This window comes from Helicobacter sp. MIT 01-3238, from assembly GCF_003364135.1.
Lineage (GTDB): Bacteria > Campylobacterota > Campylobacteria > Campylobacterales > Helicobacteraceae > Helicobacter_B.
Genome location: NZ_NXLN01000010.1, coordinates 37,953 through 52,523, shown reverse-complemented (window position 1 = coordinate 52,523; position 14,571 = coordinate 37,953). Strand labels below are relative to the sequence as shown.

The window sequence follows — 14,571 nt, the reverse complement described above, 5'->3', positions numbered from 1 at the left end:
CTAAAAAATTTATATTCTACTTTTTTTATTTGCCTTTTTCTATCATACCTGCTTCATATAGGAAAAGTGATGGGGCGTAGTCTATGGATTTCATCGCGTCTTTTTTGGCATAAGATAGATAGAGCATCTCTTTTGCGCGGGTTATAGCGACATAAAACAGCCTCCGCTCCTCTTCTAGACTTCCTCCCTTGCTGATTAGCTTGCGATTGGGGAATCGCCCATCCATTAAGTCTATGACAAATACCATTCCAAATTCTAGTCCTTTTGCAGCGTGGATAGTGAGTAGATTTACACCACTTCCTTGCGTGTTTTCGCTACTGCCTAGAATCATCGCGTTTAAAAATCTCCCCAAGTTATCGTAGTTTTTGGCAATATCACTTAGCAAGATTGCCTTGCGCTCTATGCGCTCCATAGCCTCGTTTGCTAGGTTTTCATCGACTATGCCGTCTTTGTTTTTTGCTCTTTGTAGGCATAGTGATTTTGCGATATGGGTGTATAGCTTAGATTTTGCGATTTGTGAGATGAGTTTGCTTGGGTGGATTGCAGGATTTAGGCTAGATACTAGCTCATAAAACATATCCAAAAACTCCGCTCCTTGTGCGTGTAGCTTGGGGTGAGAAAGTATGGGGTGAGATGCAAAGCCATTGTTTTTTATCACGCTATCAAATCGCTTAGAATCTTGCAAAGCAAAAAAGTCATCAAATAGCCCGAGCTGTGAGTTTTTTGCTTTTTGGGCGTAGGGGCGGATTTCTCTATTTGGGCTTAGTAGCCCTGCTTTTGCACTATTTCCACCTAGTGTGTGAAGTGCTTCATAGATTTCTTTGCCGATAGCATTGCCTATGCCTTGTCCGTAGCTTAGGACATTGATATAAGACATCATATCTTTGCCATTATGCAAAAGGGAGCACATATCAAGTAGTAGCGCGACTTCTTTTGCGTCAAAAAAGCTCACACCGCCTTTGCGCTTTGATGGGATATTTAGCTCTCTTAGGCAGGCTTCACAGCCATCGGCACTTGAGTTGTTGCGATAGATTATGGCTATGTCTTCTAGTGGATAGTTCGCGCTTAGGATTTTTTTGGCGATTCCGTGATATTGGGCTAGTAGCTCATCATAAGCAAGGAGCTTGGGTGGGATTGGTTCATTTTGTTTGATGACTTCAAGCTGCTTTGGATAGACGCGCTCGTTTTTTTGTATGACTGTGTTTGCCAAATCTAGTATATATCGCGTGGAGCGGTAGTTTTTGCTTAGTGTCCATACTTTTGAGTTTGTGTAGTTTTTGGTAAAGTTTGAGATGATACTAATGTCCGCGCCATTAAAGGCGTATATGCTCTGGTCATAGTCTCCTACGCAAAAAAGACTTTGTGGAGCGATAGAATTTATGACTTGATTTTGCAGGGGATTTGTGTCTTGGTATTCATCACATAGGATTTCAGCATAAGGGCAGGAGATTTGTGCCATTTCTTTGGCATAGTGAAGTAGCAAGTCATTGTAGTCCATATAGTTGTGTGCTTTTTTTAGCTCTGTGTATTCATCGAAAATTCCCTCATATATAGGGATATACGCGCTATGGTCGCTAGAAGTGTAGCCCTCTAGCCATTTGGCAAAATCTAGCCCACCACTTGCATTTAGAAATAGTGAGTAAATATCAAACAAATATTGTGCAGAATATGGAGGGTTTGAGGTTTGCTCGACATAGATGCGACTTTGTGCGATTGATTTGAAAAGCACTTTTAATTCTTTTGGTTGCTTTAGACTTATGGAGTATTTTTCGCGCAAGTATCGATAGCTCACGGCGTGGAAAGTCCCTGATTCTATTTTTTTGGCAAGATTGCCAAATCTTTTGCTTACGCGCTCTATCATTTCTTGGGAGGCTTTGTTGGTAAATGTTAGTAGTAAAATCTCATTTGGCTTTATGCCAGATTCTAGCAAATGTGCTATGCGACCCACAATCGTTGAAGTTTTGCCCGTGCCAGCAGAAGCGATGATGAGATTGTGTCCTAGTGGTGCGGTAGCAGCGGCGTATTGCTGCTCATTTAGTTGAGAGAGAGGCATTTAGTCGATACTTTTTACTACTTCATCGATTAGCATATCCACAGGAGTAAATGCGCGTTTGATGATATTTAGCGGTGCGCTCAAAATATCTTCAGCAAGGCTTACTTGAGATTTTGGATTTTCTAGTGTGCCATCAATACTCACTTGGGTGGTGATTTTGCCGTCTTTGCCAAGTATTAGGTAGCCTACGATTGGGATTTTGTTTAGCACTGAAGTTAGGCTTTTTAGCGTAGATATAGATAGCCCAATATCCACTTCGCTAGATTCTACTTCAATGATTCCGCTACCTTTGACATCCATTGTTTTGCCGATTAAATCGATTGATTCTAGTGCTATGTATTGTGTATTTAGTCCAAGCATTATTTTTCCGTTTTTGACTTCATAGCCTTTGCCACTAAGTCCGGGCGAGCGAAACATCACAAGAGATGGAATCGTATCAATCAGTCCTATGATATTTTGCACGATAGCAAATCCTTTAAAACTCGTGTTTTGCATAGAGATTTCGCCATTAAAAATGTCGTTTTTATAGATTCCACCTGCTTCAAACAGCCCGCCCTCTACGATTTTGCGCCCGATTATGCGGTTTATAAATTCTGCACCAAAATTTCCCGCCTTAAAAAGCGTATTGCCGTGGATAATATCAATATTTGCAATGCCATTGCCATAAGTGCCATCTGCTGTGATTCTATCATCTCGAATCTTTGCGTTAAAATCATCAAATGGTAGAGTGATTTCTTTGTAGAAGCCTACGATATTTTGCGCTTCGATAGCGATGATATGGGGCTTTAGGTTGTTTTGTCGCTCATATCTTCGCTTTTGTCGCAAAAACTCATTTTCAGCCAAAATCTGCTCTCTAGTAAAAACTATGCTTTTTTCATCTGAAATGCTAAAAGCCTCCTCTATGGCGGGAATCTTGCTTGATAAAAGCGCGTCAATGTCAATATCAATGTTGTTAAATTTTGCAAGCATTGTGTTGTCATAAGATTCAAAGGAAATTAAGCCTTGAGGTGCACTTTTTACGCGTAATTTTTTGTCTTTATACTGCCCTTGAAAGATAAAATCTTTGAATGGGGATTTGTCCTTTTTTAGCAAAAATGTGGGGAAATCTTTGATTTGCACTTCAAATGCTAGCTCATTTGCTGACTTTAGATGGATAATAGCCGAGCCCGCGTTTAGTCCTAGATATTTCATCAGTGGCGAATGAGGGGTAAATAGCTTAAAATCACGCACAGCAATAACGATTTGGCTATTTAGCATTTTGGCGTAAGTTTGCAGGCTTGGCACACTTATGGATACTTCATCGCTTGAGAAGTCCATATCTATATCGATTTGAGGGAGGCTTGATTTGTCTGCGCGGAAAACATCATAAGTAAATACATCTTCGTTTTGCGCTTTGATAAGCTCGATGATTTTGGCACGCATAGTGGCTTCACTCATAGGCTTGCCAAAGTCTAGCTCCACGCCTTTGGTTATGATTTTGCCACTTGATTTTTGGGGGGACTTTGGGGTTTCTTGCGTGGATTTAGGCTTGTTTGATTGCTCTTTTTTTGGTTTTTGGGCTAAATCTTTTTGGGTTGATTCTTGCGGGAGTGCTTTTTTGGATTCTTGTTTTGGTTGCTTTTGAGAGGATTTTTGCGGGGCGACTTGGCTAGGGATTTTTGGGGCTTGCATAATCTCATTAGGTTTGTTGGCATTGGATTCATCGGCATTATCAGTATCTTCGCCATCATCATTGTCATTTGGGTGTAGCTTGGCGATTTGCTCGGCTTCATTTGGGGCTTGCTTTTTGGTAGGGGTGGAGGTTTTTGGCAAAAGCATATCCCCTGTTTTTTCTATGATGGAGTTTGGTTTTTTTTGCGAGTTTTTTTCTTTTTTGGGTGGGGTGGGGAGATTTATGCTAGGTGGCGTTGTCTTAGGAGTCATAGGAGCGGTGCTTTGGGGTGTTTTAGTCGTATTTGGCGCGTTTGTGCTTGGTGTGTCAAACTTTGGCTCAAAAGGTGTTTCTAGTGGCTTTGGCATTACAAATTCGCTAGATTCGCTACTATCTTTTGTAGAATCTAGCCTTGCAAGTAGGACATTTGCTATATCACTTTTTGTGCTTGTGAAAGCGTTGTTTGCGTAGTATATGGGCTTAAGCACTTGGGTTGATTTTTTGTGTAGCTCTTTTATGAAGTTTTCTCGTTTTTTGATATTTTCTGGACTTAAAATCCGCTCGTTTATTTGTGGGTTTGTGCTGATACGCAAAGAATGCACAAAAAGGCTTGTTTTTAGTCTTTTTTCGCTTAGGTTTATCGTGGTTTTGGTGTCAATATCAAATAGATTTTCATAGCTTGTGTTTTTTGTCTCTATGCTTAGGGAATTATCCCCTGTGCTTGGGTTTATGTTGATTTGGACAAGGGCGGATTTGGTAAGCACATCGATATTTGAGGACTTTATCGTAGCGTCATTTGCGATTATGCTTCCTTGCACTGCCACAGGCGAAGTAGAATGAGTTGGAGTAGTGCTTGGTATGTCCAAATCATTCACAGAATCAACAAAATCAACAGAATTTGCAAAATCTGCAGAATTTGTAGGGTTTGTAGAATTTGCAGGATTTGTAGCTTGCAAAGCCAAATCGCTAGATTCTAGTGAATCTTGCGAATTAGATTCTTTGGTTTGATTTTGTGATTTTTTGGCTAAATCTATGGTAATGCCAACTTGAGCTTTTATATCGCCTTTTAGGGAATCTATGGGGAGGCTTATGCTGAAGTATTTGAAAAGATTGTGCACATTTTGGCTAAGCAATACTTTTGGCGAGGCAAGCGCGATATGTAGGGTAGGGGATTTTTCAAAAGAAAAGGTAAGGCTTGTGCCTTGCAGTGAGAGAGAATCATAGCTTAGGGATTCTGGGGCAAGGGTTAGGTTACCGTCTTTCATTGTGAGGTAGAGTTTTTTTGTAGTAAATGGCGTGGGAAATCGTGCTTGTTTTTTGCTTGGGTTTTGGGACACTTGCAAAGAGGCTGGCAAATAGTAGGCGACTTTTTGGACTTGGGCTTGCGCGGTGGTGTTTTGCAGGAGAGTTTTTGTGAAGTTTTTGGGAGAGAGAGAAATATCAAAGCTAGAATCTAGCAATTCAATACAATCAAAATCTAAGCTAGCAAAAAGCCATTGATTTAGGCTTGGGAAAATCGCGCTTTCTTGGAGTAAATCACGGAGGAAATCTAGGTTTTTGATTTTGGTAGTTTTTGCTTTTAGTTTTAGGGTTTTAAAATCACTGCTTCCTTGCAAAAATAGCTTTGTTTCATCAAGTGTTTGTCGCGCTTGAGCTGGGACTGCGCTAGTTTGGACTATTTTTGATTGTGTTGATTTTGTGGAGTTTGAAGATTGCGCGCTTTGTGTGCTTTGTAAGCGTAAATCCTCTATATCCATAGGCAGCACCACAAGCCCAAATCCCACTTTTTTACTTTTTGGTGCGTAAATGATACGACCACCGACACTAAAATCTGGCTCACTCATTGTGAGGTATTTTATGTCAAGTAGCATATTGTTGTCTTTGGTGCTGACATCAAATACAGCTTGTAGCTTGGGAAAAGATAGCGAATACATCGCACCATCATAAGATACAGAAGCGGTGTATTTGTCGCTTAGCACGATACGGTTAATATCTAAATGCTCAAAATAAGCAATCCCCCAAATCGCATATTTCACATAATCAGTGATTTTAGTAGAATCAAAATCTTTTTTGGGCTTTGGCTCGCTCATTGCTTGGGATAAGTCGATTTCTTGGATTTCTAGGATAAATTTATTGTGCAATCGTAGGTATAATCCACTAATAGAAACTTTGGCTATGCGCATCTGCTCTATGCGCACTCCCGAATACAAAAGCGCAAATCCACAAAAAAGGGTAGCAATGACAACAAAGAGGATAATACAAACGCTAAGTAGTTTTTTGGATGGTTTTTTTATCGTCATTTTAGTATTCTTTTGGTATTTGGCATTGCCTATTTGCACTACCCAGATGGTAACCGTGCCTCAAGGAAGTATCGCTGCAATTATAACAAGTTTAAGCAACAATGGATTTGAAGTTAATCAATTTGACAAAAACATATTGCGCTTTTGGGGCAAGCCTCAATATGGGATTATTGATATGAGTGCGGGCATAAAAGGAGTAAGCACAGAGTGCGGACTAGAGTCTAGAGATAAATCTATCGCAAATATCACACAAAATCTAGCACAAGCTAGCCAAAGCACTTTTGAGAGTGCAAAAATCTTTCACACTATTTCTAAGGGTGATTTTTTATACTTGCTTACTTCTGCAAAGGCTGCACAATCTCAAATCACACTTATTCCCGGGGAAACAATGTATTTTTTCTTGAAAGATATTTCTCAAAAATTTTCTCTCAATGAGGAGCGACTAAAAAAGGCTTTTAAGCAGTATTCGCCATATCAAGAGGGTGTGATTTTGCCTGATACTTATAAGATTCCAAATGGAATCAATGAAGAGGAAATCATAAAAAACCTCGTGTCTTTCTCACTAAATAAGCATAAAAATCTAGCAAAAAAAATGCTTGGGAAATATGATGAAAAAGAGTGGTTTAAGTATGTGGCGATGGCTTCTATTATCCAAAAAGAAGCTGCTAGCATTGATGAAATGCCTCTAGTTTCTGCTGTGATTTACAATCGCTTGAAGCTAGGAATGCCTTTGCAAATGGACGGCTCGCTAAATTATGGGGAGTTTTCTCACTCACGCGTAACGCCTGAACGAATCCGCAAAGACAAATCGCCATTTAACACTTATCTAAACAAAGGTATCCCGCCTACACCTGTTGGAAGCGCAAGTATAGAAGCGATAAAAGCCGTGCTAAATCCTGCAAAGGTGGATTATCTTTATTTTGTGCGAAATAAGCAGGGAAAACATAGCTTTAGCAAGACTTACAAAGAGCACAAAGAGAATTTTAAGAAGTAGATTTTGGCATTTGTTGTTTTTATAAATTTTGCTTGCTTAAATTTTGTTTGCTTTTAGAAAATTTAGAGTGTTTTTATGCAAAAATGCTACAAAAATGAGAAATTTTGCAAAATAGTAAAAAAATTTTTTACTAAATAAGGTTATTTTAAGTTGATTTATATAAAAATTTGCACCGATTGTAAAAGGGTAGTTTGGTAGATGCAAAAGAGTGAGCGATTTTTAAGCATTTCTTAAAGCGAAATGTTTGCGGATTTTCCTCTAGTGTATTCTTATTAAACTTCATATTTTGCAACACCAAAACAAGCATTTGTTTAGAGAATCTAGCTTATAATTCCTAGATAAAAGCAATGGCTAAAGGAGAAAAAATGTCTAATATGGTCGCCCCAGATAATACGCCTGTCTGGGTAAATGAAAGCAGGTGCAAAGCATGTGATATATGTGTATCACGCTGTCCAGCAGGTGTCCTCTCTATGAGGCAAGACACACACAAAGTGCTTGGCAAAGTCATACAAGTGGCACACCCAGAGAGTTGCATAGGGTGCTGTGAGTGTGAATTGCATTGCCCAGATTTTGCGATATATGTCGCAGAAAGAAAAGATTTTAAATTTGCTAAACTCACGCAAGAAGCGCAAGAAAGAGCGCAAAAAGTGCGTGAGAATAAATATATGGCACTCTAAAATAACGATTTAAGGAAGAAATAATGCGAGAAGTAATTTCAGGTGGCAATGAGTTGGTAGCAAAAGCTGCCATTGATGCGGGTTGTAGATTTTATGGTGGGTATCCTATCACGCCGTCTTCGGACATTATGCACGAACTAAGCGTGCTTTTGCCTAAAAATGGTGGTAGATTTATCCAAATGGAAGATGAGATTGGCGGGATTTGCGTGTCTTTGGGTGCGGCGATGAGTGGCGTAAAATCAATGACAGGAAGCTCTGGACCGGGCATATCACTAAAGGTTGAGCAAATCGGGCTTGGATTTATGGCAGAGATTCCTCTAGTGATAGCAAATGTAATGCGTGCAGGACCCTCCACAGGTATGCCTACACGCGTAGCACAGGGCGATATAAGCTTTTTGAAGCACCCTACACACGGGGATTTCAAAGCCGTAGCACTCGCACCGGGCAACTTAGAAGAATCATACACAGAAACTATTAGAGCGTTTAATCTAGCAGAAGAGCTAATGACACCTGTGTTTTTGCTACTTGATGAAACGATAGGGCATATGTATGGCAAGGCATATATCCCTGAAGTAGCTGATGTGGCAAAAACGATTGTCAATAGACGAGAATTTAGTGGCGACCCAAAGGAGTATCGTCCTTATGAGGTTGGTGCAAATGAAAGTGCGATATTAAATCCATTTTTTAAAGGCTATCGCTACCATATCACAGGACTAGCACACGGACCGCTAGGATTCCCCACAGAGGACGCAGCGCAAGGGCAAGCATTGATTGATAGGCTATTTGCAAAGATAGATTCTAGAGAGGAGCATATTTGCAAAAATGAGGAGTTGGATTTGGAGGGCGCAGAGATTGCTATCATCGCTTATGGCTCTACGGCATTATCTGTCAAAGAAGCGATGATAGAGCTAAAGAAAATGGGCAAGAAAGTGGGATTATTCCGCCCTATTACGATTTGGCCTAGTCCGCAAAAGAGACTAAAAAAGCTAGGAGAGCAATTTAGCAAAATCTTAGTAATTGAGCTAAACAAAGGGCAATATTTAGAGGAAGTTGAGCGGATTTTGGAGCGCAAAATTGAGTTTATGGGGCAGGCAAATGGTAGAAGCATATCGCCTACTCAAATCATAGAAAAAATCAAGGAGATGTAAAATGGCGTTTAATTATGATGAATATTTACGAGTGGATAAAATGCCCACTTTGTGGTGCTGGGGCTGTGGCGATGGAGTAATCCTAAAATCTATCATTCGCACTATTGATACACTAGGGTGGAAAATGGATGATGTGTGCTTGGTGAGCGGTATCGGGTGTAGCGGGCGAATGAGCTCGTATGTGAATTGCAATACTGTGCATACTACTCACGGACGCGCCCTAGCTTATGCCACAGGTATAAAGCTAGCAAATCCCAAAAAGCACGTCATAGTCGTAAGTGGCGATGGAGATGCGCTTGCTATCGGTGGAAATCACACTATTCACGCTTGCAGGCGCAATATCGACTTAAACTATGTGCTAGTCAATAACTTCATCTATGGACTTACAAACTCTCAAACTTCGCCTACCACACCTAAGGGAATGTGGACGGTTACTGCGCAATATGGAAATATCGAAAATAGCTTTGACCCCTGCAAGCTAGTCGATGCTGCGGGGGCGTCTTTTATCGCACGAGAATCTGTGCTAGACCCAAAGAAAATCGAGAAAGTCCTGCTTGAGGGCTTCAAGCACGAGGGCTTCAGCTTTTTTGACATTCATAGCAACTGCCATATAAACTTAGGGCGCAAAAACAAAATGGGCGAGGCTGTCCAAGTGCTAAAGTGGATAGAATCTCGCATAGTTACCAAGCGCAAATATGATGAAATGAGCGATGAGGAAAAAATAGGCAAATTCCCAACAGGTATCCTAAAACACGATACTTCAAGGCAGGAGTATTGCAATGCCTATGAGGAAGTCATCGCCAAAGCACAAGCCACAAAAGGAGCATAAAATGGAAGCACAACTACGATTTACAGGCGTGGGAGGGCAGGGCGTCTTGCTCGCGGGAGAGATTTTAGCCGAGTCCAAAATCCGCGCTGGTGGCTATGGAATCCAAGCTTCTACTTATACTTCTCAAGTGCGTGGCGGACCCACTAAAGTAGATATTTTGCTTGATTCTAATGAAATTTTGTATCCTTATGCAAATGAGGGGCATATTGACTTTATGCTATCTACCGCGCAAGTTAGCTATGAGCAATTCAAAAGTGGCGTAAAAGAGGGTGGCATCATCGTAGTTGAGCCAAATCTTGTTACGCCTAGCAAGGAAGATTTGCAAAAATTCCAAATCTATCAAATCCCAATCATCTCTATTGCAAAAGATGAAGTCGGCAATGTCGTAACCCAATCAGTTGTGGCACTTGCTGTAACGGTGGCATTTACCAAGTGTGTGGATAGGGATTTGGTGTATGAAACGATGATTTCTAAAGTGCCTGCCAAAGTCGTGGAGCTAAACAAAAAGGCTTACGAGCTAGGCGAAAAATATGCACAAGAGGCATTAAGCAAAGGTGCGACTAAAGGCTAGCCAAAAATCTACAAAAACAACTTAAAAAGCCCAAAATACTCAAAAAATCAACATTTTTACCCTAAGATTGCTAAAATCTTAGGGTAAACTTTTACAACACTTTTATAAAACTTTTATTACTTCCACCACTTCTTGATAAAGACTTTGCTTAAAGGACACCAATGAGGCAATCATTTAGGTATAGAGGCACTACACCCAAGCAAGCATTTAGCATTATTGCGTTATTGCTTGTGCTAGTGGTAGTGCTTTTGGTTGGCTCTTTGTCCTATCATCATCATCTTGTTTATAAAGACAACATAGTCATCGCTTCAAAAGAAAGCAAAGATGAGAGAGATGAGGGTAGCTCAAATGAAGCAAATACTCAAGCAGAATCTAGCCAAATCCAACTATCTACTATACAACAAGAAATATCAGAAGAGGTGTTTGATGAGATAGAGGATAGGCTTTATGACATTATCGTAGCCGTTGACAGTAGCAGAAACTTCACTGAACTAGAGGAGGAGATAACTAGAAAGGCTATGCAAAAGATTGACAAAAACAAACTAGCTAGCCTTACAAAAAAACTAGGCAAGGAATATATTGATGATTTGGAGAGAAAAGGGCACGCAAAGATTCGTATGAAAATCGACAAACGGTATGATGATGACTATGTTGATGAGATAGTTTCTGATGTTTTGCCAAAACTTGTGGCGTATTATAGAGAAGTGGTGCGAAGGCATGTCCTAGATAGGATTTATGCTAGGGTAACTGATGAAGTGCTAGAATCCGTAGCAGATGAAATCCTAGATGAACTTCGCACCGAATACGCCACCAAACTAAAAGAAGAGTCAGAAAGAATGCTTGAAGAAGAAGCAAAAAAAGAAGCAAATCAAAAAAATAAAGAAAATCCAAAAAATAATAGCAAAAGTGATAGCACAAAAGAAAATACTCAAAAAGCAAGCGAGGAAAATAGCCTAGATAATCCAAAGAAAAAACAATCTAGCCTACAAAAATCACAAATGCCACAAAACCAACCAAAAACACGGCTAAATCGACAAAACTAAGTAGAGATTCTCTTGCCATTTATTCGCTCGCAATACTTTGTAGATTCTCCCACAAAAGCGACGAAATTTCTAACCCAGACTCTTGGATTTACACCTTCGCTAGCCCAAAAGACAATCGATAAGGCTAGATTGCGTATCGGCATAGACGCTAGGCAAATCGCACAAAAAAGCGACATACTGCAAGGAATCGTGTGGCTTACGCATTTTTCGCCACATTATTATGAAGCAAGTGAGTTGGTTAAGCCTATTTTTTGCACACAAGATTTTGCGTTATTTGACAAGCCACCAAAGCTACTGACACACCCAAAGGGTAACTTTTTGCATAAAAGCTTGCTTGATTCGATTCGGTTTTTTTGTGGATATGAGGCACAAAGCATTCACAGGCTTGACTTTGAAACAAGTGGAGCGATACTAATAGCAAAGCACAAAAAAGCTCAAATAGCCCTAAAAACCGCACTAATGAATCGTAAAATTCATAAATGCTATCTGGCAAAAGTGCGCGGAGAAATCAAAAATGAATGCCTAATAAATGCACCTATCATCACGCCTACTCGCACTCAAAAAAGCCAAAACCTCTCTATCCGCTCCAAAATAGACTATGCTGCGCTAGAATCTAATGCGACAGAACCTAGCACGCTAGAATCCTCTACACTAGAATCTTCCGCGCTAGAATCAAATACACTGCAATCCACCACAAAAGAAAAATCCTCTAAAAGTGCGATTACACGCGTTGTGCCCATATATTTTGATGGGAAGCATACTTTTATCAAGGCTTTTCCACTCACGGGGCGCACTCATCAAATCCGACTGCATCTAGCACATATAGGACACGCGATAGAAAATGACTTTCTCTATGGGGTAAGTGATGAAGTAAGTGAGAGATATTTAGATGAACTTCGCGTTATTAGGGCAGAATCTACAACCCACGCAAACATAGATACAAAATCCACAACAATGCCAAATGAGAAATCAAATGCAAAATCTAAAGTGCGAGTAGATTCTAAAAAGATTTTCCACACAAATGATGATTTGAGTGAAAATTCTAATGAAAATTTTGGAGATTTTGCAGATAAGGTTTTGGCACTGCATTCTTTTGGTGTGGATTTTTGCTATGAGGGGGTGCGCTATGTGCTATCTACGAAAGTCCCCTCGTGGTGGCAAGCAAGATAGATAAAAAATATAGACAAAATAACAGACAAGACAAACAACACAAAAATAAAAAAGCGTAGATTTTGCTTAAAAAAAACTAAAAGAAAGGAAATCACGGGGAGGGGAAATCTAGTGAGAATGTAAAAAGTCATTTTCCCTTAAGATTTTGCCACAAATGCAACAAAATCTTAGAGAAGTAAAAAATTCTATGCTAGATACTTTTTAGAAAAAATATTGGCGAAAGTTTTTAGCAAAAACTACTAGAAAGTATATTGATAAACAAAAGCTATGATATTGCGCTCTTTCCAAGCAAAATCAAGCCTTGTAGTGTTTCTTTTTGGCAATACTTTGTAGTAAAACTCTAACCTATGCTTCGCACCAAGCGTGAGTGCTGCACCGAAGTTATACGCGATAGTATTTCTGTGATAGTTGGAGCGGAAACTTAGCATTTGAGAAGTAGAATCCCACACATCAAATCTAGCATATCCCACGCCACCAAACACACCAAAATATGAGTAACTATTGGGGAAGTTAAATTCTAGCAAGCCATCAATATTTGCGCTTGACATTGTTTGGGTGCGACCATTGCTAAATGGGGCAAAAGAATCCACATACACTCTAAATCCTAGAGGGCTTTTGCTAGGCTTGCCAAATCCCAAAAAGCTAAAAAATCTCTGATACCCCACACCAAATCCAAATCCAATCTCTTGCTCTCTATTAAAAGCTGTTTTTGGGCGCATACTTCCTGCCATAAAGCGCAGAAAAATACCATTGCGATTTTTTCCAAACGCACGCTTGACTTCGGCATCTCTTTGGGCTTGCTCATCATCGTCATCATATTCATCGTCATCATCGTATTCATCTTGGAGCGCATAGCTCACAGGCTGTTGGCTTATAGGCTCTTGAGATTGAGTAGCTGGGGCTTTTATGGGGGTTTGGGGTTGGAGTGATTGCTTTTCTTTTAGAAATTGTATCTTTGCTTCTAGAGTTTCTATTTCTAGCTGGTCTCTTTCCCTAGATTCTAGCTCTTTTAGCTCTTGCTCTAGGTAAGTTTTTTTGGCTTGCAAACTTTGTTGTGGTAGCTGTGGCGAAGTCTGTGTAGAAGTGCTTGCAGGGTTTGCGCTAGCAAAAGTGGCACTTAGCACACAAGCTAGCACACAAGTAGATTTAAGAATTTTTGATTTTCTCATCTGTTTTCCTTAATCGTGGGGTAGTTTTTATTTTGCTTTTAGCAAATACTTGAGCAAAATAAACGATTTGGATTTTAGCTAAAATGTGTAAAATTTTTATATGTTTTTTTTGAAAGATTTTTAAAATCTCAAAAATTCAAATCAAAAATCTATTTTTACGGATTTTCACAACAACTCTAAATTGCAATTTTTTGCCTAAATCCCTAAAATACTCCAAAATCAAGCCATAAAGATTGCCCAAAAGGCTAGTTGTGGTATAATCTTAGCTTTAGTAGCCAAACATTACACAACGATTGCGCACAAAAACGCTTTTAAGATAAGCGTTTGTTTGTGCTTGATTAGGAGATGCACTATGCTGATTCCGCAGTGGGACGACAAATATAGCGTAAAAAACGAGCATATAGATGAGCAGCATAAGCGGCTTTTTGTCATCGCAAAAAAGGCGGCTGAACTGCTACATAAGCAGGTGGATTCTAGTGAGATAAAGGCTATGCTTGTGGAATTGTTTAATTATATGAAATTTCACTTCCACGATGAGGAAGAATATATGGCAAGTATCAATTATCCACACTTAGAAGAGCACCGCGAAATCCACAAAGATATTGTTTTTAAGATGTCTCATCTAATCCAAAATATCCAATATGATTTCAAGAAAAAGCTAGCCATAATCACGCACGATTGGCTAATAGAGCATATTATGAAAGAGGATATGAAAATCGAGCGGTGGCATAAGCAGCACAAAAAATCCCAGCAAGGCATTACCCAAGAGAATCGCCCTATTTTCTTAGATGAAAAACTGCTAGAGCAAGAGGAAGTGGCGCATTTTTATAGTTGCGATTGTAGGGAGTCTTTCCGTGTGCTAGATAGCGTGCACAAAAAAGCTCAAAGCGGTTCGGTATTTCACTGCAAAAAATGCAAATCAATCATAAAATTTGTGCGAGATGAAGTCCTAGAGGGCTAAGGCAG

11 protein-coding genes are annotated in these 14,571 nt (G+C 39.8%); 8 read left to right on the top strand and 3 right to left on the bottom strand.

Features of this window, described 5'->3' with window-relative positions; genetic code table 11:
- Positions 1-25 precede the first annotated feature (25 nt).
- Both CQA40_RS04875 and CQA40_RS04870 read right to left on the bottom strand, forming a co-directional pair.
- Positions 26-2,053, bottom strand: coding sequence for an ATP-dependent helicase (locus CQA40_RS04875; RefSeq protein ID WP_115519799.1), 2,028 nt, complete (start codon positions 2,051-2,053; stop codon positions 26-28).
- Positions 2,054-6,004 (bottom strand): AsmA-like C-terminal domain-containing protein, encoded by a 3,951-nt coding sequence (locus CQA40_RS04870; RefSeq protein WP_115519798.1) that lies wholly within the window; start codon positions 6,002-6,004, stop codon positions 2,054-2,056.
- Between CQA40_RS04870 and mltG the strand changes: the two genes are divergently transcribed.
- From mltG to CQA40_RS04835, 7 genes are all read left to right on the top strand, one after another.
- Positions 5,943-6,998 carry an endolytic transglycosylase MltG gene (gene mltG, locus CQA40_RS04865; protein ID WP_115519797.1) on the top strand — a complete coding sequence of 352 codons (1,056 nt, stop codon included), beginning with the start codon at positions 5,943-5,945 and terminating at the stop codon, positions 6,996-6,998. The two genes, CQA40_RS04870 and mltG, sit on opposite strands and share 62 nt — an antisense overlap.
- A 365-nt stretch (positions 6,999-7,363) precedes the next feature.
- A complete protein-coding gene (locus CQA40_RS04860; protein ID WP_023927776.1) occupies positions 7,364-7,675 on the top strand; it encodes a 4Fe-4S binding protein in 312 nt (103 codons plus the stop codon).
- A 23-nt stretch (positions 7,676-7,698) separates the two neighbouring features.
- Positions 7,699-8,823, top strand: coding sequence for a 2-oxoglutarate synthase subunit alpha (locus tag CQA40_RS04855; RefSeq protein WP_115519796.1), 1,125 nt, complete (start codon positions 7,699-7,701; stop codon positions 8,821-8,823).
- A 1-nt stretch (position 8,824) separates the two neighbouring features.
- A complete protein-coding gene (locus CQA40_RS04850) occupies positions 8,825-9,652 on the top strand; it encodes a 2-oxoglutarate ferredoxin oxidoreductase subunit beta (protein WP_115519795.1) in 828 nt (275 codons plus the stop codon).
- A 1-nt stretch (position 9,653) separates the two neighbouring features.
- Positions 9,654-10,223, top strand: a complete 570-nt coding sequence (locus tag CQA40_RS04845; protein WP_115519794.1) for a 2-oxoacid:acceptor oxidoreductase family protein — start codon at positions 9,654-9,656, stop codon at positions 10,221-10,223.
- Positions 10,224-10,384: 161 nt separating this feature from the next.
- Positions 10,385-11,266, top strand: coding sequence for a hypothetical protein (locus CQA40_RS04840; RefSeq protein WP_115519793.1), 882 nt, complete (start codon positions 10,385-10,387; stop codon positions 11,264-11,266).
- Between the two features lie 12 nt (positions 11,267-11,278).
- Positions 11,279-12,436, top strand: coding sequence for an RNA pseudouridine synthase (locus CQA40_RS04835; RefSeq protein ID WP_181882837.1), 1,158 nt, complete (start codon positions 11,279-11,281; stop codon positions 12,434-12,436).
- Between the two features lie 239 nt (positions 12,437-12,675).
- Here the strand turns inward: CQA40_RS04835 and CQA40_RS04830 are convergent, their stop codons facing one another.
- Positions 12,676-13,605, bottom strand: a complete 930-nt coding sequence (locus CQA40_RS04830) for a hypothetical protein (protein ID WP_115519791.1) — start codon at positions 13,603-13,605, stop codon at positions 12,676-12,678.
- A 352-nt stretch (positions 13,606-13,957) separates the two neighbouring features.
- Here CQA40_RS04830 and CQA40_RS04825 point away from each other — a divergent pair, with 352 nt between their 5' ends.
- Positions 13,958-14,566: a bacteriohemerythrin gene (locus tag CQA40_RS04825; protein WP_115519790.1), complete on the top strand. Its 609-nt coding sequence runs from the start codon at positions 13,958-13,960 to the stop codon at positions 14,564-14,566.
- Positions 14,567-14,571 lie beyond the last annotated feature (5 nt).